The sequence below is a fragment of the Sphingomonas sp. BL-S-25 genome (genome assembly GCF_055521555.1).
Window position 1 is genome coordinate 574,433 of record NZ_CM145486.1, and the last position, 21,272, is coordinate 595,704.

Annotated in this window: 23 protein-coding genes; 8 read left to right on the forward strand and 15 right to left on the reverse strand. The window is 66.7% G+C overall.

Annotated elements, in window-relative coordinates; genetic code table 11:
- Entirely contained in the window at nt 1-1,050 is a 1,050-nt protein-coding gene (locus ACZ1H8_RS02820; RefSeq protein ID WP_465179894.1) for an ankyrin repeat domain-containing protein, read from the reverse strand.
- Between the two features lie 68 nt (nt 1,051-1,118).
- Nucleotides 1,119-1,670, reverse strand: a complete 552-nt coding sequence (locus ACZ1H8_RS02825; protein ID WP_219994180.1) for a superoxide dismutase family protein — start codon at nt 1,668-1,670, stop codon at nt 1,119-1,121.
- A 151-nt stretch (nt 1,671-1,821) separates the two neighbouring features.
- Between ACZ1H8_RS02825 and ACZ1H8_RS02830 the strand changes: the two genes are divergently transcribed.
- Complete coding sequence (locus tag ACZ1H8_RS02830; protein WP_465179895.1) at nt 1,822-2,079, forward strand: hypothetical protein; 258 nt, start codon at nt 1,822-1,824, stop codon at nt 2,077-2,079.
- Here the strand turns inward: ACZ1H8_RS02830 and ACZ1H8_RS02835 are convergent.
- Nucleotides 2,067-3,185 carry a hypothetical protein gene (locus ACZ1H8_RS02835; protein WP_465179896.1) on the reverse strand — a complete coding sequence of 373 codons (1,119 nt, stop codon included), beginning with the start codon at nt 3,183-3,185 and terminating at the stop codon, nt 2,067-2,069. The genes ACZ1H8_RS02830 and ACZ1H8_RS02835 overlap by 13 nt on opposite strands.
- Nucleotides 3,186-3,457: 272 nt before the next feature.
- Between ACZ1H8_RS02835 and acnA the strand changes: the two genes are divergently transcribed.
- The 5 genes from acnA to ACZ1H8_RS02860 all read left to right on the forward strand — a co-directional run bounded on the left by acnA (nt 3,458) and on the right by ACZ1H8_RS02860 (nt 7,819).
- A complete protein-coding gene (gene acnA / locus ACZ1H8_RS02840) occupies nt 3,458-6,130 on the forward strand; it encodes an aconitate hydratase AcnA (RefSeq protein ID WP_465179897.1) in 2,673 nt (890 codons plus the stop codon).
- Nucleotides 6,131-6,238: 108 nt separating this feature from the next.
- Nucleotides 6,239-6,580, forward strand: a complete 342-nt coding sequence (locus ACZ1H8_RS02845) for a hypothetical protein (protein ID WP_465179898.1) — start codon at nt 6,239-6,241, stop codon at nt 6,578-6,580.
- 78 nt (nt 6,581-6,658) lie between these two features.
- A complete protein-coding gene (locus ACZ1H8_RS02850; protein WP_465179899.1) occupies nt 6,659-7,006 on the forward strand; it encodes a hypothetical protein in 348 nt (115 codons plus the stop codon).
- A gap of 105 nt (nt 7,007-7,111) precedes the next feature.
- A complete protein-coding gene (locus tag ACZ1H8_RS02855) occupies nt 7,112-7,381 on the forward strand; it encodes a hypothetical protein (RefSeq protein WP_465179900.1) in 270 nt (89 codons plus the stop codon).
- 87 nt (nt 7,382-7,468) lie between these two features.
- Nucleotides 7,469-7,819: a hypothetical protein gene (locus tag ACZ1H8_RS02860; RefSeq protein ID WP_465179901.1), complete on the forward strand. Its 351-nt coding sequence runs from the start codon at nt 7,469-7,471 to the stop codon at nt 7,817-7,819.
- 21 nt (nt 7,820-7,840) lie between these two features.
- On the opposite strand, the gene mtnP is transcribed toward ACZ1H8_RS02860, so the two are convergent.
- From mtnP to ACZ1H8_RS02875, 3 genes are all read right to left on the reverse strand, one after another.
- The gene (mtnP, locus tag ACZ1H8_RS02865; RefSeq protein ID WP_465179902.1) at nt 7,841-8,707 is read right to left on the reverse strand and encodes an S-methyl-5'-thioadenosine phosphorylase; all 867 of its coding nucleotides are present in this window, start codon (nt 8,705-8,707) and stop codon (nt 7,841-7,843) included.
- A gap of 88 nt (nt 8,708-8,795) precedes the next feature.
- Nucleotides 8,796-9,191: a DUF6916 family protein gene (locus tag ACZ1H8_RS02870; RefSeq protein WP_465179903.1), complete on the reverse strand. Its 396-nt coding sequence runs from the start codon at nt 9,189-9,191 to the stop codon at nt 8,796-8,798.
- Nucleotides 9,192-9,345: 154 nt separating this feature from the next.
- Nucleotides 9,346-10,914, reverse strand: coding sequence for an alpha-amylase family glycosyl hydrolase (locus ACZ1H8_RS02875; RefSeq protein ID WP_465179904.1), 1,569 nt, complete (start codon nt 10,912-10,914; stop codon nt 9,346-9,348).
- 114 nt (nt 10,915-11,028) lie between these two features.
- Between ACZ1H8_RS02875 and ACZ1H8_RS02880 the strand changes: the two genes are divergently transcribed.
- Nucleotides 11,029-12,351, forward strand: coding sequence for a serine hydrolase (locus tag ACZ1H8_RS02880; protein ID WP_465179905.1), 1,323 nt, complete (start codon nt 11,029-11,031; stop codon nt 12,349-12,351).
- 7 nt (nt 12,352-12,358) lie between these two features.
- On the opposite strand, the gene ACZ1H8_RS02885 is transcribed toward ACZ1H8_RS02880, so the two are convergent.
- From ACZ1H8_RS02885 to ACZ1H8_RS02905, 5 genes are all read right to left on the reverse strand, one after another.
- Nucleotides 12,359-12,625 (reverse strand): hypothetical protein, encoded by a 267-nt coding sequence (locus ACZ1H8_RS02885; protein ID WP_465179906.1) that lies wholly within the window; start codon nt 12,623-12,625, stop codon nt 12,359-12,361.
- A gap of 209 nt (nt 12,626-12,834) precedes the next feature.
- On the reverse strand, nt 12,835-13,365 hold the full coding sequence (locus ACZ1H8_RS02890) for a GNAT family N-acetyltransferase (protein ID WP_465179907.1): 531 nt from the start codon (nt 13,363-13,365) through the stop codon (nt 12,835-12,837).
- Nucleotides 13,362-14,153 carry a LysR family transcriptional regulator gene (locus ACZ1H8_RS02895; protein WP_465179908.1) on the reverse strand — a complete coding sequence of 264 codons (792 nt, stop codon included), beginning with the start codon at nt 14,151-14,153 and terminating at the stop codon, nt 13,362-13,364. Before ACZ1H8_RS02895 ends, ACZ1H8_RS02890 begins: the two co-directional genes overlap by 4 nt.
- Nucleotides 14,154-14,394: 241 nt before the next feature.
- Nucleotides 14,395-14,793, reverse strand: coding sequence for a Co2+/Mg2+ efflux protein ApaG (gene apaG, locus ACZ1H8_RS02900; RefSeq protein WP_465181323.1), 399 nt, complete (start codon nt 14,791-14,793; stop codon nt 14,395-14,397).
- Nucleotides 14,793-16,001 carry a trans-sulfuration enzyme family protein gene (locus ACZ1H8_RS02905; RefSeq protein ID WP_465179909.1) on the reverse strand — a complete coding sequence of 403 codons (1,209 nt, stop codon included), beginning with the start codon at nt 15,999-16,001 and terminating at the stop codon, nt 14,793-14,795. Before ACZ1H8_RS02905 ends, apaG begins: the two co-directional genes overlap by 1 nt.
- Nucleotides 16,002-16,092: 91 nt before the next feature.
- On the opposite strand from ACZ1H8_RS02905, the gene ACZ1H8_RS02910 reads away from it, so the two are divergent.
- Entirely contained in the window at nt 16,093-17,397 is a 1,305-nt protein-coding gene (locus tag ACZ1H8_RS02910) for a phospholipid carrier-dependent glycosyltransferase (RefSeq protein ID WP_465179910.1), read from the forward strand.
- 7 nt (nt 17,398-17,404) lie between these two features.
- On the opposite strand, the gene ACZ1H8_RS02915 is transcribed toward ACZ1H8_RS02910, so the two are convergent.
- The 4 genes from ACZ1H8_RS02915 to ACZ1H8_RS02930 all read right to left on the reverse strand — a co-directional run bounded on the left by ACZ1H8_RS02915 (nt 17,405) and on the right by ACZ1H8_RS02930 (nt 21,218).
- The gene (locus tag ACZ1H8_RS02915; protein ID WP_465181324.1) at nt 17,405-18,505 is read right to left on the reverse strand and encodes a glycosyltransferase family 2 protein; all 1,101 of its coding nucleotides are present in this window, start codon (nt 18,503-18,505) and stop codon (nt 17,405-17,407) included.
- Nucleotides 18,505-19,557 carry a 3-isopropylmalate dehydrogenase gene (gene leuB / locus ACZ1H8_RS02920; RefSeq protein WP_465179911.1) on the reverse strand — a complete coding sequence of 351 codons (1,053 nt, stop codon included), beginning with the start codon at nt 19,555-19,557 and terminating at the stop codon, nt 18,505-18,507. The genes ACZ1H8_RS02915 and leuB overlap by 1 nt, the downstream gene beginning before the upstream one ends.
- Nucleotides 19,558-19,634: 77 nt before the next feature.
- Nucleotides 19,635-20,366 (reverse strand): DNA repair protein RecO, encoded by a 732-nt coding sequence (gene recO / locus ACZ1H8_RS02925; RefSeq protein ID WP_465179912.1) that lies wholly within the window; start codon nt 20,364-20,366, stop codon nt 19,635-19,637.
- A 33-nt stretch (nt 20,367-20,399) separates the two neighbouring features.
- The gene (locus tag ACZ1H8_RS02930; protein ID WP_465179913.1) at nt 20,400-21,218 is read right to left on the reverse strand and encodes an outer membrane protein assembly factor BamD; all 819 of its coding nucleotides are present in this window, start codon (nt 21,216-21,218) and stop codon (nt 20,400-20,402) included.
- Nucleotides 21,219-21,272 lie beyond the last annotated feature (54 nt).

Sequence of the window (21,272 nt, forward strand, 5' to 3'; positions counted from 1 at the left end):
TCACCGATTATAGGCGGGCTTGTCGAGCTTCACCGGTTTCGGATTGGCCGCGACCCAATCGACCGACAGTTCGCACATCCGGTGTGGGTCGCCGTCGCGGCGCTTCACATCGGCGACGAGCCGACGCGCTTCCGCAAGCGTGGGTTCGGCCAGTGCAGTGCCCGAGGCGACATGCATCAGCCAGGCGTCCGCCATCGCTCTGAACTGCGCGTCCCAGTTTCCGCCGCCGTTGCGGTCCATCTCGTCGGCGATCCGACCGGAGATACGGACCACTTCGCCCTGCACCGTCTCCGCAGCCCCGCTGGAGGGAACGAGCAATTCCCATAATTCGCGATGCCGGCCTTCCCAGCGTTCCGCGGTCGCGACGATTGGTGCCCGGCCGTCGTGCATCGCCCGGCGTGGGGCCGGCGGAACATCGAACAGCTCGTAGAGCCGGTCGAGCGCCGCGCTGGTCGAATCCACCGAGTCCGGATTGAATCCGCTGCGGTGGAATTCGAAGTTCGCGCCGATTCGCGTCACATGGTCGCGCATCTCCGGCGTGCGCGCCGCGCCCGCATCCAGGAGTAGCTTGGCGAGTTCGGCCATGCTCTCGATCTGAGCGTTGCTGCACTGACGCAGCGCGAAGTCCAGTGGCGTCAGGCCCCGCCCGTTCGGCGCATCGACACGCGCACCCTGTTCGACCAGCACACGGGCGTTGCGGACACGATACGCAGACGCCGCAGCATGCAGCGGTGTCCCGCGCGCGCCCTCGCCCGCGTGAATGTCGGCACCGAGTTCGATCAGGAGTTCGACATCCCCCCGCCAGTGCCGGGCACGGGCATGGAGCGGGGTGTCGCCATAGCTGTCGTCCGCCTGAAGGTCCGCGCCCTGCGCCACCAGCCAGCGGGTGAGACCTTCCGGACATTCGGCAAATGCCAGCGCGGTCTGCTTGGACGAGCCGCCAACCGCGTCCAGTTCACATTTCTCATAAACGGCCTTCAGTGCATCAAGGTCGCCCGTCTCCAGCATCTGCCCGAAGTCCTTGGGTAGAAGCTTACGCTTTTTCGCCATGAGGGATGCCCGTCAGTCGATTGCAGGACGGTGCCCGCCCGCAGACCGGGCGGCACCGCCTCCGTTGGTCACAGAGCGGCGAACACGCCGCAGGCGATGCGGCCGCCGCTATTGCCCGAGGGATCGGTCTTGAGATCGTCGGCACCGGCGTGGACGACGAATGCCGAACCATCCTCGTCGAGCAGACCCTCGAACGTGCCGCTGGGCAGCATGAAGGTCAGGCTGCCCTTGCCGTCGGCCCCGACCATCAGGTTCGGCAGGTCGCCGGCATGCGGGCCGGCCGGGTTCTGCGCGCCGTGCTGATGGCTGGTCGGGTTCCAGTGGCCGCCCGCGCTGGCGAAATCGGGGGCCTCACACTTGCCAGTGGTATGGACATGGACGCCGTGCGGCCCGGGGCTGATCCCCATTGCCGATACCGTGACTTCCAGCCCGCCATCCTTCTGGCGGATGCGCGCAGTGCCCGCATCGGCGCCCGTCGGGGTCTTCAGCTTTGCCTCGGCGACGAAGCTGCCGGCGGCGTAGCGCCCGCCCGACGCGGTGTCCTGCTGCCCCTCGGCAGCAGCGCAGGCACTGACGCCGACAAGGACAGCAGCCGCCATCACCACTCGAAATGCCGTCATCGCCGATCTCCCTGATTGTTCCGCGGCACCAATGAACGGAAAGCGGCCGGGTTCCAAGGGGAAGGCCGCGCGGACCTGTCTCCCCTCCCGCAAGCGGGACGGGGATTTGGCGGCATTGCGTCGGCGAGTGCGCGCCCATAGGCTCGCCCCCATGACCGAACCGATGTTCCAATTCGCCGGACGCTGGAAAGAGGAACTGGTCGCAACCGGCCCCGGCGGATCGTTCGTGCTCGAGATGCCGATTGGGGTCCTCTCGGTGTATCTGCCGCCCGAGGCAGAGTGGCAGATGAAAGGACCCGGTTGGGCACGGCCCCATTGGCATGAGCTGAAGCTCGACCTGGAGGCTTGGTGCGCGGCCGCCAACGCGGTGCTTCATATCGACCCGACCGCCACCGTCTATTCGCTTTGAGGTGACGCCTGCGCAGGCGTGATTGCCCCGCACTCGCCGTCGCGGCGCCCGGACACACTGCCGACCCCCATCACGATCTTGGCCCGGCGCGAAAAGGTAAGCGCCTGCCATCTGCCCGAATTCCCGATGGCGGTGCGACTGCGCAGGAAGGTCAGGTGGAGCATCTCATATTGCTCCGGATCGACCTGGCCGGTGTCGATCATGCAGTTCCACTGGGCATAGTTCCATTCGAAGTCGCGCTGGACGCCGTCCTGGTCGATCGTCCGGCCCAGGCTGCGATACCAGTCGAGGATCGCGCGCAGCCGGTCCCAGCGCTCGGCCTCGGGCATCGCCGCCAGCTTGGCGCGAAGCCGCGCGAGATCCTCGTCCAGGGGAAAGCCGCCCTGCTGAACCTTGGTATCGACCGCCCAGCGCACCTTGCGCCGGGTGATGGGCTGGCCGGCGAAGACGCGCAGCAGGTCGGTCCGGACCGCCAGCAGCAGATCGATATAATGATCGGTCTGGACCTGCAGCATTTCGTCGCTTTCGAAGAGGCGGGTCAGTTCGGCGAAGATCACCGGATTCAGCCTGCCATCGGGATCATGGGCGGCCAGGACCCCGGCGCGGCAACGCTCGCCCGCCGGCACCTTCAGGCAATCGCGCGAGAAGATCAGGCTGCGGCCATAGACCGGCGCGAGCTGTTTCATGGCTCGGCGATAATCGCGACCCGAGCGGAACTGCCGCCGCCATGCCTTCAGGATCGGCTGAAGGCTGCCGGTGCCGTAATTCCACTGCGACATGCCGACCGAGACGAGCTGGCTGTCGAAATTGCCCACCGGCATCGCCCAGCAGCCCACCGTCTCGGGAATCGAAGTCTCGCCCATCTGCTCGAAGATCGCGGCCCGATCGAGCCCGATCCCGGCCAGTTGGGCAGCCGCCGCGGGATCGATGCGCAGGAAACCGGGGCGTCCGTCGCGGCTGATCGAGTCGCCGACGCGGCGGCAGGATTTGGCGACTTCCTGCGGCGTCTGCGGATGAAGCGGCGCGACTGCAGGTGCCTGGGCATAAGCCGGAATTGCCAACAGGGTGGCAAGGACGAGCAATGCAGGCCGGAGCAGTTTCGCCATCGATTTTGTTTCCCGCTACGCCGCCCAGTTGCGAGGCGTTTTCAACAAGCGACCATGCGGTGCGTCCGCGCCGCGAACAAGCGCGCGAATCGCGGAGTCTGACCCTTCCCACCCCCCTTCACCCCTGCTATCGGCCACGCGACTCTTCGCATTCGCAGCACTCCGGCGCGCCCGCGCGGGACTGCGGGTGGTCCTCCAGCCGGAGCGACCGAGCCCGCTTCCCCGCCTCCCCGAGCCGCCGGGGCCAGACAGGGAAAGGACCCTCTCGCACCATGACCGCCATCGGCAACAACGCGCTCGGCACCCGCGACACGCTCGACGTGAACGGCAAGTCCTACGGCTATTACTCGCTGACCAAGGCAGCGAAGAAGCTGGGCGACATCTCGCGCCTGCCCTTCTCGATGAAGGTGCTGCTCGAGAACATGCTGCGCTTCGAGGACGGCGTCACCGTCACCAAGGACGATGCCAAGGCGATCGTCGACTGGCAGCAGAACCCGGTCGCCCCCAGCCGCGAGATCCAGTATCGCCCTGCGCGCGTGCTGATGCAGGATTTCACCGGCGTGCCCTGCGTGGTCGATCTGGCCGCGATGCGCGATGCGATCACCAAGCTGGGCGGCGACGCCGCGAAGATCAATCCGCAGGTTCCCGTCCACCTCGTCATCGATCACTCGGTGATGGTCGACGCCTTTGGATCGCCGACCGCGTTCGAAGAGAATGTCGACCTCGAATATCAGCGCAACCTGGAGCGCTATGAGTTCCTGAAATGGGGCTCGAAGGCGCTCGACAATTTCCAGGTCGTTCCCCCGGGCACCGGCATCTGCCACCAGGTGAACCTCGAATATATCGGCCGCGGCGTGTGGTCGACCAAGGCGACCGACGGCGTCGAGATCGCCTATCCGGATACGCTGGTCGGCACCGACAGCCACACCACCATGATCAACGGCCTTGGCGTCCTCGGCTGGGGCGTGGGCGGCATCGAGGCCGAGGCGGCGATGCTGGGCCAGCCCGTGTCGATGCTGATCCCCGAGGTCGTCGGCTTCAAGCTGACCGGTGCGCTGAAGGAAGGCATCACCGCAACCGACCTGGTGCTGACCGTCACCCAGATGCTGCGCGCCAAGGGCGTGGTCGGCCGCTTCGTCGAATTCTATGGCCCGGGCCTGGCCAGCATGAGCCTGGCCGATCGCGCGACGATCGCCAACATGGCGCCCGAATATGGCGCGACTTGCGGCTTCTTCCCGATCGACGACCGCACGCTGGAATATATGCGCCTGACCGGCCGTCCGGACGAGGAAGTCGCGCTGACCGAGGCCTATGCCAAGGCGCAGGGCATGTGGCGCATCGAAGGCGCCGAGGATCCGATCTTCACCGACACGCTCGAGCTCGACATGGGCACGGTCTGCGCCAGCCTCGCCGGCCCGAAGCGTCCGCAGGACCGCGTCAGCCTGGATTCGGTCGACGAGGTCTTCAACGGCGACCTCAGCAAGGTGTACAAGAAAGACGGCCCTGACCGCGTCGCGGTAGAGGGTGCCGATCATGACATCGGCGACGGCGACGTCGTCATCGCCGCGATCACCTCGTGCACCAACACGTCCAACCCGTCGGTGCTGATCGCCGCGGGCCTGGTGGCACGCAAGGCGCGCGCCAAGGGCCTGAACCGCAAGCCCTGGGTGAAGACCTCGCTGGCACCCGGATCGCAGGTCGTGACCGACTATCTCGACAAGGCGGGCCTGACCGAGGACCTGAACGCGGTCGGCTTCAACCTGGTCGGCTATGGCTGCACCACCTGCATCGGCAATTCGGGCCCGCTGGCCGAGCCGATCTCGGCTGCGATCAACGGCAACGACATCGTCGCCGCGTCGGTCCTGTCGGGCAATCGCAACTTCGAGGGCCGCGTCTCGCCCGACGTGCGCGCCAACTTCCTCGCATCGCCGCCGCTGGTCGTCGCCTATGCGCTGAAGGGCACCGTCACGCAGGACATGTACGACACGCCGATCGGCGAAGGCACCGACGGCCCGGTCTATCTGAAGGACATCTGGCCGACCAACGAAGAGGTCGCCACGGTGATGGCCGCCAATATCGACGACGGCATGTTCCGCGCCCGCTATGGCAATGTCTATCAGGGCGACAAGCACTGGAGCGGCATCACGGTCGAGGGTTCGGACACCTATAACTGGCCGGCCGGCAGCACCTATATCGCGAACCCGCCCTATTTCGACGGCATGTCGATGACCCCGGCGCCGGTGACCGACATCATCGAGGCGAAGCCGCTGGCGATCCTGGGCGATTCGATCACGACCGACCACATCAGCCCGGCCGGCAGCATCAAGGCCGACAGCCCGGCCGGCACCTTCCTCCAGGAGCATCAGGTCAGCCGGAAGGACTTCAACAGCTATGGCGCGCGCCGTGGCAACCACGACATCATGATGCGCGGCACCTTCGCCAACATCCGCATCAAGAACGAGATGGTCCCGGGCGTCGAAGGCGGCATGACCAAGTATCACGACCAGGTGATGCCGATCTATGACGCCGCGATGCGCCACAAGAAGGACGGTACCCCGCTCGTCATCGTCGCTGGCAAGGAATATGGCACCGGTTCGTCGCGCGACTGGGCGGCGAAGGGCACCAACCTGCTGGGCGTCCGCGCGGTCATCACCGAGAGCTTCGAGCGCATCCACCGCTCGAACCTGGTCGGCATGGGCGTGCTGCCGCTGCAGTTCGCCGAGGGCGTGACCCGCGAGACGCTGAAGCTGAACGGCAGCGAGACCTTCACCATCACCGATGTCGCCGGCATCCGCCCGCGCCAGGAAGTCGAAGTGAAGCTCACCCGCGCCGACGGCAAGACCGAGACGTTCAAGACCCGTTGCCGGATCGATACCGTCAACGAGCTGGAATATTTCCTCAACGGCGGCATCCTTCAGTACGTCCTGCGCAAGCTGGCGGCCTGATCCGCGCAACGCACCGCCGATAAAGGCGTTGAATAGGGGCCGCCGCGACTTCATTGAGGTCGCGGCGGCCCTTTCACTTTTTCTGTTAGGGGCCGACTGGAGACTATGATGCCGCTGTTCGCCGCCGCACTTCTGTTAGCCGCCGCGCCGGTCGCCGCGGAGGATTGGGTCGTCCTGGACGAGGAGAATGGCTCGACCATATCACTGGACCGCGCGAGCATCCGGGCCAACGGCACCGAGCGAAGCTTTCGCATCCGGCTGGTGTCATCCGAGGAAAATGGCGTGATCGATGCCGTCGCCGATTGCACTCAGGGATGGATCGAGCCGCGCCATACAGAACTCACCAAGAACGGCACGACGAGCAGCCAGGATTACAAGCCCGGTGCGGAACGATCCACCCCGACCGACCCATTGGCCAAGAAAATGCTCGCAACCGTCTGCGGCAAGTGACAGCACACCGATCCGCCCTGCACGGCGGTTTTTACCGGCGGCACCCGGCCGCCATCCGTCCTCAGATGGTCTGATCCCATGCTTCTCCCCCTCGCCCTCCTGATCGCACTGCAGGGGCAACAGCCGAACTGGCAGATGGTCGATAGCGACAAGGACGGGTCGCTGTTCGTCGATACCGGCTCGATCCGCAGCGAAGGGCCGCTGCGCGTCTATCGCAGCAAGCTGGTGAAACCGGGCGACCCGCGCGTGTTCGAGATGGAGGTGGAGATCGACTGCACCGTCAAGTCGACCAGCGTCCGCTCGGGCCGCCTGTTCCAGAACGGCAAGCAGGTCGCCGAACGGACCATTCCGCAGACCGAGCGCAGGATCGAGCTGATTCCGGATCCGGACAAGGACCCAGTACTCAAGCTCGTCTGCGCCCGGTAAGCCACACCAACGGAGGCGGCCCTGCTCCTGATCCTGTCCCTGATCGTCATAAGCCAGGCGGCGGCGCCCGACTGGCAGCAGGTGGTGTCGCAGGACAGGGACACGATGTTCGTCGACAGGAACTCGGTCCGCGGCGACCGCAGCCGGCGCAGCGTGACGGTCCGGATCCTGACGGCGGACAGCCCGATTGAAAAGCATCTCGACCTCGAGATCGATTGCACCGCGAAGACGTTGAAGGCGATCGCGGGGCGTGAGGTCGAAAATGGGGTGGTTGTCCGGGCGATGCCGACGCCGACCGAAGCCGGCATGCCGGAGCCGATCCGCACGACCGATCCAGGCGAGGCGGCGGTGTGGCGCCTTGCGTGCAATGGCTGATCCGGGAACCGAACCGGCTCCGCGGACGGCGTCCATGTCTTGTAGCGTAAGACCGATCACGTTCGATCGGTCGACAGGAGAATTGCCATGTTGCTGACATCCCTTGCCCTGCTGCTGACCGCCCAGGCCGCCCCCGCCGCCGACTGGGTGGTCCTCGACACATCCGACGAGGGCACCGTGTCGGTCGACAAGGCGTCGATTCGTCCTGAGGGCGCCGGTCGCTTCTTCACCATGAAGGTCGCGATGGCCGAAAAGGGCGAGTTGATGGTCGACATGGTGCTGGATTGCACGTCCAACACCATCGCGACCCGCGCCGCCCGGTCGGTAGTTGGCGGCAATGTTCAGAACATCCCGGTCCCCGACACGGGCGGCAAGACCAAGTCGCTCGATCCGAAGAACGAGAATGACGCGAAGCTGATCGCCCTTATCTGCAAGTAACCGGAGCGTGAGGGCCGGGCGCTAGCCGAGCGCCCGGCCCGCGACCGCGTCGAGCTTCGCCAGTAGTTGCGGATCGCGCGCCGATGGTGCCGTGATCAATGCGGTGTCAAGGCAGGTGTCGATCGGCGACGGCTCGCGCGTGTCAGGCAGGGTTCGCAATAGATGCATCACCATCGCCCGCGCCTTTGCGGCGTTGGACGAAAGCTGCGCGATGACCTGGGCGACGTCGACCGCCGCCTCGCCCTCGCGCCAGCAATCATAGTCGGTGACCATGCCGACCAGCGCATAGGGAAGCTCCGCCTCGCGCGCGAGCTTGGCCTCGGGCATGCCGGTCATGCCGATGATGTGACAGCCCCAGTTGCGATAGAGATGGCTCTCGGCGCGTGTCGAGAATTGCGGGCCCTCCATCGCCAGATAGGTCCCGCCCTCATCCACCTGCGCCCCCGCGACGCGCGCCGATTCGGCGGCAAGCGCGGACAAGCGCGGGCAGACCGGATCGGCCATCGAGACATGCGCGACCATGCCGGTGCCGAAGAAGGAGGTGGGCCGCCCGTTGGTGCGGTCGATGAACTGGTCGGCGATGGTGAAGCTGCCCGGCGGCCGGTCCTCGACCAGCGATCCGACCGAGGACACTGCCAGCACGTCGGTGACGCCCAGCCGCTTGAGCACGTCGATATTGGCGCGCGGATTGAGCTCGGACGGGCTGATCCGATGCCCCCGGCCATGCCGCGGCAGGAACACCACCCGGACATGGCCGACGCGGCCCGTGAAACATTGATCGGACGGCTGGCCCCAGGGGCTCTCGACCGACACCCAGGCGCCGTCCTCGACCCCGTCGACGTCATAGAGACCCGACCCGCCAATGATCCCGATCGTCCAGCCGCTCATTGATCGCTCCCGAAAGCGCAAAGGGCCCGCACCCTTCGGCGCGAGCCCTATTGATCCGCGGCGGCGAGCGCCAGCGTCTTGTATCGCCTTAGCTGAAGGTCGCGCGCATCGTCGGTGCGCCGCGCTTGCTCATGCCCGGCTGGAGATACAGGTCGGTATGGCCCAGTTCGGTATTGGCGACCCGGTACAGCCCGTCGGACGCCACTTCCTGCTCGGTCTCGAACACTGCGGTGAAATTGTTCTGGCGCTTGCGTCCGGCTTCCGCCTGACGAGAGCCCGGCTTGACCGCGACCAGCGTCATCTGCGTCTTGCCGTCGAGCACGAACTGCTTGCCGACATGCGCTTTCCACTCGGCGAGGTCGAGCATCTCGAACGGCTTGCCGCCCAGCATCGACGTGACCGAAGACGCTCCCGGCAGCGCGGCGGCCGCGACGGCGCCGGCAAGAAAGAACTGACGGCGCGACGGTGCGAATTCTTCGGACATGGTGCCTCCCTGTAAGTCTTCCGGCCACTAGCCCCAGGCCGGATCTTGCGCGCCATCGTGGAGAAGACGACGGCCCGCGTCAATCACCTGCACGATCCTTGAACCAGGATCGGGTGACGAAATCGGTAACGTTGCGGGGCGATCCACCGCCACCCTAGATCGCGCGATCGAGGATGATCGCGCCAAAGCCGGGCAGTTGCGTCGCGCTCGCCCCGTTCACCTCGACCACGAGCTTGCCGGAGCCGTGCCATTCGACCGGATCGGGACCCAGGTTGAACGCGCAGGTCAGCTGTTCGCGCTCGAACACCAGCCGGTTCTCGCCCGCATCGCGGATCGTCAGGCTGCCGCGCGCCAGCGCGGGCAGGTCGCGGCGCAGCGCGATCAGGCGACGGGCAAGGTTGAGCAGCGAATGCGGATCCCGATCCTGCCGATCGACCGCCAGCGCGAGATGGTCCGATCCGATCGGCAGCCAGGGCCGACCCGTGGTGAACCCGGCCCCGGGCGCGTCGGCCCGCCACGGCATCGGCGTGCGCGCACCGTCCCTGCCGAGCGTGAGCGGCCAGTTGGCGATCGCCTCGGGATCCTGCAGTGCCTCGAACGGGATCTCCACCTGGCTCAGCCCCAGCTCCTCACCCTGATAGAGGAAGGCGTTGCCGCGCAGGCTAAGCAGCAGGAGCAGCTTCATCCGTGCGAACGCCGCCCGATGCAGCGGGTCGACCCAGCGCGAGACCGCCCGCGGCGCATCGTGATTCTCGAACGCCCAGCTTGGCCAGCCCTCCCCCGGCTCACCCGGCCATCTCTCCATCGCTGCCCGGACCAGCCCGGGGGTCAGCCGGTCGGCATAGAGGAAGTTGAAGCCATAGGCGCTGCTCAGCCGGCCGGGCGCGGTGTACCGGTGCATCTCCGCCTCTGCATCGCGGCCGACGACCTCGGCGACCGTGAAGCTGCCGCCATAATGGTCGGTCACCACACGTAGCCGCTCGAGGAAGCCGATCATTTCGGGGCGATCGCGATTATATTGCGGCCGTTGGTAATCGGCGGGCCGGGTGCGGGGCCAGCCGTCATCGGGTGCTGGCGGATTGTCGCGCAGTTCGGGATCGTGAAACGCATAGTTGATGGCGTCCAGCCGGAACCCGTCCACCCCGCGCTCCAGCCAGAAACGCGCGGTGTCGAGCGCCGCCTCGACCACTTCGGGATGATGCAGATTGAGGTCGGGCTGGCTGATCAGGAAATTATGCAGACAATATTGGCCGCGCCGCGCATTCCATGACCATGCCGGGCCGCCAAACACCGATTGCCAGTTATTGGGCGGGCTGCCGTCGGGCTTTGGATCTGCCCAGACATACCAGTCGGCCTTGGGATTGTCCCGGCTCGCCCGGCTTTCCACGAACCAGGGATGCTCGGCGCTGCTGTGCGAATAGACCTGGTCGATGATGACCTTCAGACCAAGCTCATGGGCGCGCAGCACCAGCGCATCGAAGTCGGCCAGCGTGCCGAACAGCGGATCGACGTCGCGATAGTCGCAAATATCGTAACCGAAATCGGCCATCGGCGACCGGAAGAAGGGCGACAGCCAGATCGCATCGACGCCCAGCGAGGCGACATGCGCCAGATGCGCGGTGATCCCCTCCAGGTCCCCCACCCCGTCGCCATTGGAGTCCGCGAAGCTGCGGGGATAGATCTGGTAGATGACGGCGCCGCGCCACCATTCGGGCTGGTTCATGGTCGTGCAGACTAGCGCAAGCGGGTGCATCGGCAAGCGCGATGGCCGCTGCGAATAATGTTGATATCATATTTTCTTGAGCTAGGATCGACTTTCCATTCTGGGGGATACTCGATGCTGACCCGTCTGCTTGCCGCTACCATCGCCTCGGCCGGGCCGCTGCCGGCGCTTGCGCAGACGCAACCTCAGGTCAGCCCGGCAATCGAGGCGTCGGCCCCGCTCAAGGCGAGGATCGGTGAACTGGCGGAAATTCTGGCGGGCAAAGGCGAGTATGACGCCTATTTCGCCCCGGCGTTCCGCTCGCAGGTTCCGAAGGAAAAGTTCGCCCAGATCAATGCCCAGATCGCAGCCACTGCAGGTCCGATGATTGGCATCGAATCGATCACGCCGCGCACGCCGTGGATCGCCGATGTCACGATCGGGTTTCGCGACGCGATCGGCACGGTTCGGATCAGCGTCGCCGCGGCCGAGCCGCATCAGGTCGACGGATTGCTGTTCAGCGGCCTGACCCCGCGCGTCGGGGACATGGCATCGGTGCGGTCCGCGATCGCCGCCTTGCCCGGCCGGACCGGCTTTGCGCTCGCCCGGCTCGGCGATGGCGCGCCGCAGTTGCTGGCCGCGGATCACGGCGACACACCCTTCGCGATCGGATCGGCGTTCAAGCTGGTGATCCTGGCCGAGCTGGTGCGGGCGGTGAATGCCGGCGAACGACGCTGGGACGACAAAGTCACGCTCGACGGCAGCCCGCTGCCCGGCGGCACCTATATGCGGTCGCCGGCGGGGACGCAGGTGAGCTTGCGCGAACTGGCGCAGAAGATGATCTCGATCAGCGACAATAGCGCGACCGACATCCTGCTCCATCATCTCGGCCGGGCTCGCGTCGAGGCGATGCTGGGCGTCGTCGGCGTCGCCGATCCAGCGGGCATGATGCCCTTTCCGGGAACGCTGGAAATCTTCAAGCTGAAGGGCGTGCCGGGCCTGGCCGATCGCTACCTCAAGCTCGATCCCGCCGGCCGCCGGCAGTTTCTGGACGGCGAGGTCGCGCGGACCCCGATCACCGCAATCTCGCCCACACTGTTCCAGGACGGCAAGCCGGTGCGGATCGAGCAGCTCGAATGGTTCGCCACTCCCGTCGACATGATCCGCGTGATGGACTGGCTACGCCGCAACAGCGCGACCGGTCCGGGCGCGGAGGCGCGAGCGATCCTGGGGCTCAACCCCGGCGTCGCCCAGCCCGCCGCGGCGCAGTGGAAATGGGTCGGATACAAGGGCGGATCAGAACCTGGCGTGATCCACATGACGCTGCTGCTCGAAGGCAAGGACGGCAGCTGGTACGCGCTGAGTTCGAGCTGGAACAACTCGGCGGCAGCGGTCGAGGAGGTCCGCTTTGCCGGACTGATCGGACGGGCAGCCGAACTGGCAGCGCCCAGGCGCTGACCGCCTCTCAGCCCTGCCCGCGCGTCCGCAGCAGGTGATAGCGACGACGCGCGGCGAGCGCCGCGATCATCGTCATGATGCCGACCCCGGTGATCGCGGCGGGCAGCCAGGCCGGGAGGTCGGGCATCGCCGCCAGACGGACCAGCGCGACCGCAGCACCGGCCAGCGCGAGCATTAGCCCAATGCGGCGCATTCCGGCGGCAACACCGGTCAGTTCGCGATGATAGGCGGCGCGCGCGGCCGGGTCCTTCAGGTCGGGCGGGGACAGGGTCATTGCCGGCATCCTGCACCGCGAACGTGAGGCGTTGACGCGTGAACGCAACTGGGGCGGCGGCGCCGCCACGAACGCAGGGGCATGGTCTCTCCGACGATCTTATCCTTGATTCGCCCCTTGCTAGCCGCTCTGCGCCCCGGACGGAAAGAGGGGCGCGTCAAAAGCGCTCGATCCCGCAAAGTATCGGCGAGAATTGACGCCCCGAACGCCTATCGGTTCAGCCACTCGTCGCGCAGCAATCCGTACAATGTCGTGTCGCGCACGCCGATATGCGTTTCCCATTCGGCGCGCAGTACGCCCTCCAGCTTGAAGCCGAGCCGCTCCAGCAGGGTCCGCGACGCCAAATTGTCGGGATCGGTGTCGGCAAAGACCCGGCGCTGCCCCTCGTCGCGAAAGAGCAGGTCGAGCACCCGGCCGACCGCCTCCGCCATCACGCCGCGCCCCCAATGCTCGCGCGCCAGCAGATAACCGATCTCGCTAACGCCCGCGCGCTTATGGATGACCGTGACCCATCCGATCGCCCGGTCGTCGCCCGCGGGTGTGATCGCCCAGCTGCGCATGCCGTCGATCGCGGGCGAATAGGTCAGATAGTCGCGCGTCTGCGCCAGCTCGCTGTGCGGCGCGCTCGACCACCATGTCATCAGCGCCGCGTCGGCCATTGCCGAATGCAGCGCCTCGGCATCGTCCGGGCCGATCCCGCGCAGCCGGAGCCGCGCCGTCTCCAGCACCGGCAGGATCATGACGCCAGCGCGTCGACCAGCGTCTTGACCTTCTTCTGGCGCCACTGCGGCAGTGGCGCGACCAGCCAATAGCCCAGCCGCGAGCTGCGCGCCTCGCCGACCACGATCACCTTGCCCTCGGCAATGTCGCCGCGCGCCAGCAATTCGGGCACCGTTGCCCTGCCCAGCCCGGCCGCCGCCGCGTCCAGCGCAAGCCCGGCGTCGCCGACGCGGACCAGCGACCCGGCATCCTCGGCCAGGCATCCCGGCCAGGCGATCTTGGTATCCACCCCGCCGCCTGGACGCTCGACCGTGACCATGCCCTCGCTTTCCAGCGCCTCGCCCTCATGCTCGCCGGGGCCCTCGCCCCAGCGAATGGCGAGGTCGAGATTGGCTTCGGTGAAATCGATCGTCTCGTCGGCCGAAACCAGGACGAAACGCACCTCGCCGTCGGTCCGCGCAATCTCCGCCAGCCGCGGCATCAGCCACTTGGCGGTCAGGTCGCGCGGCGCTGCGATGGTCAGCGACTTGGACGACTGACCGGCCTGCATCGCCCGCACCGATTCCTCGAACTGGAGGAAGGCGGCGCGCAGCGCGGCAAGCCCGGACTCGCCCTCCGGCGTCAGTTCGAGGCCCTTGGTCGTGCGGCGGAACAACACGACGCCCAGCGTATCCTCCAGCGCGCGGATCTGCTGCCCGACCGCGGCGGGGGTCACGGCAAGCTCGTCGGCTGCGCGGGTGAAGGAAAGATGCCGCGCCGCCGCATCGAGCACGCGCAGGCCGTTGAGGGGAAGATGCGTGCGCTTCATGCAAGGGCTCCGGCGCGAATTGCGCGTGCCTTGGCGGCTGGCGCGACGATGTGCCCCCATGGGCAGGGAGCGGACGGGATTTGGTTGGTCCGTGGCGTGTTCGGGGTCAGCGCGAACTCGCGGGCCGAGCGCCCCCTAGCCCCTCCCTTCCAGGGAGGGGAACCAGTAAGACGCCCTGCTCCACTCTCCCCTCCCTGGAAGGGAGGGGCCAGGGATGTGTTGCTATCGGCCTGACGCACCCTCACCCGATCACCGCAGGCGCAAGCAGCGCGAATTTCGGAATCGCAACGTCGAAGCTCTCGCCATCCTCGCCGATCATGCGGTAGCTGCCCTGCATGCTGCCGGACGGCGTCGCCAGCGGGCAGCCCGAGACATAGTCGAAGCTGGCGCCCGGCGCGATCACCGGCTGTTCGCCGACCACGCCTTCGCCCTCGACCGAATGGCGCGCCCCGCGGCCGTCGGTGATGATCCAGTGCCGGGTCAGCAGCTGGACGGTCTGCGGCCCCTCATTCTCGATCCGGATATGATAGGACCAGAACCAGCGGCCCCGCTGCGGCTCGGACTGTTCGGGCAGATAGGAGACCGCGACGCGGACCACGATCCCGCGCGTCTCCGCCTCGTTCGCGAACAGCGCCTTCATCATAGGCCGACGGCCCGCAGCGCCTGGTCGAGATCGGCGATCAGGTCCTCCGGATCCTCGAGCCCGACGTTCAGCCGGAGCATCCCCTCTGTCACGCCCATCTCGATCCTCTTGCTCTCCTCGACGCCGCTGTGCGTGGTCGATGACGGATGCGTCATCAGCGAACGCGAGTCGCCGATATTGTTCGAGATATCGATGAGCTGCAGCGCATCGAGCAGGCCGTGCGTCTGGGCGCGGCCGCCATCGAGTTCGATCGAGAAGATGGGCCCGGCCGCCGCCATTTGCGACATGGCCAGCTCATGCTGCGGGTGACTGGGCAGTCCGGGGAAATTCACCCGCGACACGCGCCCTTCGAGGAAGCGTCCGACCTTCAGCGCATTCTCGCTCTGCCGCATGATGCGCAGGTCCAGCGTCTCCAGCCCCTTCAGCACCACCCAGGCATTGAACGCGCTGAGCGTCGGGCCGGTGTTGCGGGTGAAGGGCAACAGCGTGTTGGTGACGAAATCCTCGGTTCCGCAGACGGCGCCGGCCAGCACCCGGCCCTGCCCGTCCATCATCTTGGTCGCGGAATAGGCGACGACGTCCGCGCCATAGTCCATCGGCCGCTGCAGCGCCGGTGTGGCGAAGGCATTGTCGACCACCGTCGTGATGCCGCGCTCGCGCGCGATGCCGCACACGGCGCGCAGGTCGACCACGTCCATCGTCGGATTGGCCGGCGTCTCGAAGAAGAAGACCTTGGTATTGGGTCGGATCGCATCGACAAACTGCTGCGGGTCGCGCGCGTCCACCACGGTGGTCTCGATCCCGAACTTGGGCAGCAGCGTGTCGGTCAGCCAGCGGCACGAGCCAAAGGCGGCGCGGCCGCCGACCAGATGGTCGCCGGTCTGAAGCTGGCACAGCAGCGCCGCGGTCATCGCCGCCATGCCGCTCGCCATCGTCCGGCACGCCTCGGCGCCCTCGAGCAGCGCGATGCGATGCTCGAGCATCTCGGTCGTCGGGTTCTGCAGCCGCGAATAGGTCATGCCGGTCTGATCGCCGGCAAAACGTGCTGCAGCATCGCCGGCACAGTCATAGGCATAGCCCGAGGTCAGGAAGATCGCCTCGCTGGTCTCCCCCCATTCGGATCGCATGGTGCCGCCCCGGATCGCCTGGGTTGCGGGCTTCCAGTTCTGGGTGACGCTACGGTCCTGTCCGGTATGACGCTTCATGGCGCACGCTTTGCGTCCGGCGGGCGCCTTGCGTCAAGAAAGTCATGGCACGGCATGACGCAAGCGAAATCATCCGCTATCGAAACGAACCATGCCCGCCGCGCTCTTCAAGGCACTTGCCGAACGCCCCTTCACCGTCGGCCTGCTGATCGCGGTCGTCGCCCAGATCCTGTTCATGGTGAATCTCGGGCGGCCGATCACCCCCTATTTCGACGAGATGCACTACGTTCCCGCGGCCAAGACGCTGATGGAGATGAACATCCCGCGCAATGTCGAGCATCCTCTGCTCGGCAAGCAGTTGATCGCGCTGGGGATCTGGCTGTTCGGCGACAATGCCCTAGGCTGGCGGATCATCGCGACGCTGGCCGGCACCGCCAGCGTCGTTGCGGGCTATGCCTTCATCCTGCTGCTGCTCGGTGCGATGCGCCCGGCGGTGGTCGCCGCCGTGCTGCTGATGCTGAACCAGGTCCTGTTCATCCAGGCGCGGATCGCGATGCTCGACGTCTTCCTGGGCGCCTTCCTTCTCTGGGCGCTGGTCCTGATGCTGTGGTCCGCAAAGGCACCCGATTCGCGCGCCGCCTGGCTGCGCTGGATCGCGGGCAGCGTGCTGCTGGGCATGTCGGTGGGGGTCAAATGGGCGGCGATCCCCTATGTCGCGCTCGCCGGGCTGGCCTTCCTGGTGCTGCGCCTGCGCGATGCTATGAAGGCGCGCAAGCCGCCGCTTTCCGCAGTCGGCGGCAAGGGCCAGATTCATTGGACCGGGATCGCGACCGTCCCCGGCCTGCTGGTCATGGGGGTGGTCAGCGTCCTGGTCTATTTCGCGACCTTCTGGCCGGCCTTCTTCTACGAGGTCGAGCCGATGACCTTCGCCCGGCTGATCCCGTTCCAGCGCGAAATGTACGAGCTGCAGACCCAGGTCCTGCCGCCGCACACCTATCAGTCGCAATGGTGGAGCTGGCCGCTGATGCTGCGGCCGATCTGGTATTTCTACGAATTCAGCGACGGGGCGCAGCGCGGCGTGTTGCTGGTCGGCAACCCGATCATCATGTGGGGCGGCCTGGTCGCCGTCCTCGCCTGCCTGTGGTCCTGGTTCCGCACCCGGCGGATGGCGCCGCTCGCGGTGGCGCTGCTGTGGATCGCCTCGCTGGCGATCTATATCGTGATCCCCAAGTCGCTGGGCTTCTATTATTACTACCACCTCTCGGCGATGTTCATCTGCCTGGCGCTGGCGGTCGCGTTCCACAGCTTCGACTTCGCCCGGCGGCGGGGGCTGGAGGAATGGTTCGCCGCTGCCTCGCTGGTGATGTTCCTCTATTTCTATCCGATCATCTCGGGCGCCGCGCTTTCGGAAGGCAGCGCCTTCCATCGCTGGATGTGGTTCAAGAGCTGGATGTGACGCCGCGTCAGTAACGGCCCCACACGAAGCGCGACGACAGCACGAAATTCCACACGGCGGACACCAGGATCCCCGCCAGCGCGGCGAAGCGCCAGTCGCCATGCTCGACATCGAACAGGAACGAGGCGACGCCGATATTGGCGATCGCGCCGACCGCGCAGACGAGGCAGAAGGAAACCCAGCCGCCGAACAACGCCGCCGCCCCCTTCAGCCGCTGCTCGCGATAGGTCAGCGCGTTGTTCAGGAAGAAGTTGAACGTCATCGCGACGATGGTCGCAATGATCGTCGCCTGCAGGAAATTGATGAAGTCCAGGCCGAACGACAGGGCCAGGACGACGAAATGGACCGCCGCGCCCAGCGCCCCGATGGCGGAGAACATCACGAAGCGCACCGGAATTATCTTCCCGAACATGCGATCGTACAGCGCGATCAGATATTCCATCGCGACGACGTAATCGAGCTTGCTCTCGCCCAGCTCGCGGGTGCGGAACACATAGGGAAGCTCGGCGAACTTCAACGGCCGCGGGCTGGCGGTCATGATGTCGAGCAGGATCTTGAACCCGATCGCCGACAGGGTCGGCACCAGCTTGCGGACGATCGCCGTGCGGATCATGAAGAAGCCGCTCATCGGGTCGCTGAGATCAGCCTTCAGCACGCGGCGCGACAGGCGCGTCGCGAAGGCGGACTTGGCCACGCGGTCGCGGTCCCATTCGCCAGTCCCGCCGCCCGCGACGAAGCGCGAGCCGACAACGACGTCCAGCGTCTCGTCGCCCTCCAGCGCGTCGAGCATCCGCGGGAGAAGCGTCTCGTCATGCTGCATGTCGCCGTCGATCACCGCGACGACCGGCGCGGCGGTCGCGCACATGCCCTCGATACAGGCCGACGACAGGCCGCGCCGGCCGATCCGCTGGATCACGCGAACGCGCGGATCGGACCGGCCCAGCTCGCGGGCGATGTCGGCGGTCCCGTCGGGACTATTGTCGTCGACGAAGATCGCTTCCCAGGATCGACCGGCCAGCGCCTGATCCAGCTTCGACACCAGAGCGGCGACGTTGGCGCTTTCGTTGAACGTCGGGATGACGACCGCGAGTTCCAGACGGTCAGGGATCACACGAGCGCCCGCATAACGACGTCGCCCATCTCGCGCGTCGACAGGGTGCCGCCAAGGTCCGCGGTGCGCGCGCCGGTGTCGAGCGCAGCCGACACCGCCGCCTCGATCCGCTGCGCCGATGCCTCGTCGTTCAGCGAGTGGCGGACCAGCATCGCCGCCGACAGGATCGCGGCGCAGGGATTGGCCTTGCCCTGCCCGGCAATGTCGGGCGCCGATCCATGGATCGGCTCGTACATGCCGGTATCGCCCGACCAGGCGCGCAGCGATGCGGAGGGCAGCATGCCGATCGACCCGGCGCACATGCTGGCCTGATCCGACAGGATGTCGCCGAACAGATTGCCGGTGACGATCACGTCGAACTGGGTGGGCGCACGAACCAGCTGCATCGCGGCATTATCGACATACATATGGGTCAGCGTGACCTCGGGATAGTCCGCCGCCATCGACGTCACCACGTCGCGCCAGACCTGCGACGTCTCCAGCACGTTCGCCTTGTCGACCGAGCACAGCTTGCCCTTGCGGCGCTTCGCCATCTCGAAGCCGACCGTGGCGATGCGGCGGATCTCGCCTTCGTCATAGCGCATCAGGTCATGGCCCTCGCGCAGACCAGCCGCGTTGGTCCGCTGCCCCTTCTCGCCGAAATACACGTCGCCGGTCAGCTCGCGGACGATCACGATGTCGAGACCGTCGACCACTTCGGGCTTCAGCGTCGACTCGCTCGCCAGCGCGGGGAAGATGGTCGCCGGGCGGATATTGGCGAACAGGCCCAGTTCGGAACGCAGCGCAAGCAACGCCGCCTCGGGCCGCAACCGGCGCTCCAGCTTCTCGAAGCGCGGATCGCCGATCGCACCGAACAGCACCGCGTCGGAGCGTTTCGCCAGCTCGAGCGTCGCGTCGGGCAGCGGATGGCCCGAGGCGAGATAACCCGCGCCGCCGACCGGCGCTTCCTCATAGTCCAGCCCGGGGACCACCGCCTCGAGGATGCGACGCGCCTCCGCGGTCACTTCGGGGCCGATGCCGTCTCCGGCCAGCACAGCGATCAGCGTCATCGACACTCCTTCACTCGTCTGCCCGCCCCGCACCGGGGCGGTGAAATTCCCGAGCGCCCTTTGCCGATCCCGCGGCGTTAGGCAACTGCCCGCTTCAGCCTGTCGACCAGCCGTGACCGCGCCGCGAGCACCTCCGCGCCGCGGCCGATCAGCACGTCGCGTTCCAGGAAGTGTCCGGTGATGCGCAATCCCGCCAGGATATCGTCCCACTCGGCCGCCCCGCCCTCGGTCAGGAACATGGGCAGCGGGAACAATCGATCCTCATAGCCATAGGCGCCACCGACGCTCACCGCGCTTCCGCTGCGCGGGCTGACGAATGCCAGATCGGTGGTCGCCCCGGTCGCGGCGCAGCACTGCAGGTCCAGGCCGAAGCCCAGTTCGGCGAGCAGCAGTAGTTCGTAGCGCACCAGCGCCACCGCCCAGCCGCGCGCCGCCGGTGCCGCCTCGACCGCCGACAGGACGCCGTCCAGCGCGCTGTGCAGCCGCGGATAGGGCTGCCCATCGGGCAGCGCCGCGGCGGTCAGTGCGGTCGCCCAGTCGAGCGCGGCGGCGGGCAGCGGTTCGCGGAACAGCGGCGCCCGACTGTGGATCAGCTCTACCGTCAGGCCGGGCAGCTGATCCTCCGTGCGCGCGCGCCAGTCGCCCAGGATCAGGTTGGCCGGCTGGAGTATGGGTCGCAATGCGCGCGAACGGCCGCCGCGGACATAGCCCGGCTGCAACCCGTCGCTTTCGGTGAGCGCCCGCACGACCGCGCCATGCTCGCCATGCGCGCGAACCGCGAGGACGATGGCTTCGGCTCGAAGGTGCATCGGATCGGCCGCGCTTTCGCCGCAGCCGCCCGGTCAGTTGCCGGTCGCGGCCGTCTTGGGCGTCGCGGTCAGCTTGTCCTCATTGTCCTTCATCAGCTTGTACGCCTGCTCGTACCACTGGGTGCCGGGATAGTTGGCGCCCAGAACGGCAGCCGCCTTCTGCGCTTCCTCGGGCACGCCGAGCGCGAGGTAGGATTCGGTCAGCCGCATCAGTGCCTCGGGCGCGTGCGTCGTGGTCTGATACTGCTCGACCACGGTGCGGAAGCGGGTCGCCGCCGCCAGCCACTGGCCGCGACGCTGATAGAAGCGGCCGATCTCCATTTCCTTGCCGCCCAGATGGTCACGCACAAGGTCGATCTTCAGTCGGGCATCGGCGGCATAGCGCGTGTTCGGATAGCGACGGATCAGTTCGCCCAGCGAATCGAGCGCCTGCTGCGTGATCTTCTGGTCGCGGGTGACGTCGCTGATCTGCTCATAATAGCTGATGCCGATCAGATAATAGGCATAGGGCGCATCGCGGTTGCCCGGGTGAACCGCCAGGAAACGCTGCGAACTCTGGATCGCCTGCTGATACTCGCCGCCCAGATAATAGCTGAACGCACCCATCAGCTGCGCGCGGCGCGCCCAGACCGAATAGGGATGCTGGCGCTCGACCTCGTCGAACAGCGCGGCGGCAAGCTTGTACTGATGCTTGTCGAGCCGGTCCTTCGCCGCGGTGTAGAGCGTGCCGACGTCGCGCGCGACATAGGGGGTATCGCCCCGCCCGCCCCCGGGACGCGCACAACCGGCAAGGGAGAGCGCAACGGCTGCAGTTGCAGTCAGGGCAAACGCACGGGACATGGGAATTCGCATGGCGCCTTTCCTAGCAGAGCTTCTTTTGCGAACAACTGGAATCGCGCGGCCTTT

Bases quoted from the DNA above. Each gene is read 5' to 3' on its own strand.
- ACZ1H8_RS02835 (WP_465179896.1), bottom strand. From the start codon at position 3,185: ATGGCGAAACTGCTCCGGCCTGCATTGCTCGTCCTTGCCACCCTGTTG.
- ACZ1H8_RS02870 (WP_465179903.1), bottom strand. From the start codon at position 9,191: ATGTCCGAAGAATTCGCACCGTCGCGCCGTCAGTTCTTTCTTGCCGGC.
- ACZ1H8_RS02850 (WP_465179899.1), top strand. From the start codon at position 6,659: ATGCTTCTCCCCCTCGCCCTCCTGATCGCACTGCAGGGGCAACAGCCG.
- ACZ1H8_RS02895 (WP_465179908.1), bottom strand. From the start codon at position 14,153: ATGAAGCGCACGCATCTTCCCCTCAACGGCCTGCGCGTGCTCGATGCG.
- leuB (WP_465179911.1), bottom strand. From the start codon at position 19,557: ATGACGCTGATCGCTGTGCTGGCCGGAGACGGCATCGGCCCCGAAGTG.
- recO (WP_465179912.1), bottom strand. From the start codon at position 20,366: ATGCACCTTCGAGCCGAAGCCATCGTCCTCGCGGTTCGCGCGCATGGC.
- ACZ1H8_RS02880 (WP_465179905.1), top strand. From the start codon at position 11,029: ATGCTGACCCGTCTGCTTGCCGCTACCATCGCCTCGGCCGGGCCGCTG.
- ACZ1H8_RS02930 (WP_465179913.1), bottom strand. From the start codon at position 21,218: ATGCGAATTCCCATGTCCCGTGCGTTTGCCCTGACTGCAACTGCAGCC.
- ACZ1H8_RS02905 (WP_465179909.1), bottom strand. From the start codon at position 16,001: ATGAAGCGTCATACCGGACAGGACCGTAGCGTCACCCAGAACTGGAAG.
- mtnP (WP_465179902.1), bottom strand. From the start codon at position 8,707: ATGAGCGGCTGGACGATCGGGATCATTGGCGGGTCGGGTCTCTATGAC.
- ACZ1H8_RS02860 (WP_465179901.1), top strand. From the start codon at position 7,469: ATGTTGCTGACATCCCTTGCCCTGCTGCTGACCGCCCAGGCCGCCCCC.
- ACZ1H8_RS02875 (WP_465179904.1), bottom strand. From the start codon at position 10,914: ATGAACCAGCCCGAATGGTGGCGCGGCGCCGTCATCTACCAGATCTAT.
- apaG (WP_465181323.1), bottom strand. From the start codon at position 14,793: ATGAAGGCGCTGTTCGCGAACGAGGCGGAGACGCGCGGGATCGTGGTC.
- ACZ1H8_RS02890 (WP_465179907.1), bottom strand. From the start codon at position 13,365: ATGATCCTGCCGGTGCTGGAGACGGCGCGGCTCCGGCTGCGCGGGATC.
- acnA (WP_465179897.1), top strand. From the start codon at position 3,458: ATGACCGCCATCGGCAACAACGCGCTCGGCACCCGCGACACGCTCGAC.
- ACZ1H8_RS02845 (WP_465179898.1), top strand. From the start codon at position 6,239: ATGCCGCTGTTCGCCGCCGCACTTCTGTTAGCCGCCGCGCCGGTCGCC.
- ACZ1H8_RS02910 (WP_465179910.1), top strand. From the start codon at position 16,093: ATGCCCGCCGCGCTCTTCAAGGCACTTGCCGAACGCCCCTTCACCGTC.
- ACZ1H8_RS02855 (WP_465179900.1), top strand. From the start codon at position 7,112: ATGTTCGTCGACAGGAACTCGGTCCGCGGCGACCGCAGCCGGCGCAGC.
- ACZ1H8_RS02830 (WP_465179895.1), top strand. From the start codon at position 1,822: ATGACCGAACCGATGTTCCAATTCGCCGGACGCTGGAAAGAGGAACTG.
- ACZ1H8_RS02825 (WP_219994180.1), bottom strand. From the start codon at position 1,670: ATGACGGCATTTCGAGTGGTGATGGCGGCTGCTGTCCTTGTCGGCGTC.
- ACZ1H8_RS02820 (WP_465179894.1), bottom strand. From the start codon at position 1,050: ATGGCGAAAAAGCGTAAGCTTCTACCCAAGGACTTCGGGCAGATGCTG.
- ACZ1H8_RS02885 (WP_465179906.1), bottom strand. From the start codon at position 12,625: ATGACCCTGTCCCCGCCCGACCTGAAGGACCCGGCCGCGCGCGCCGCC.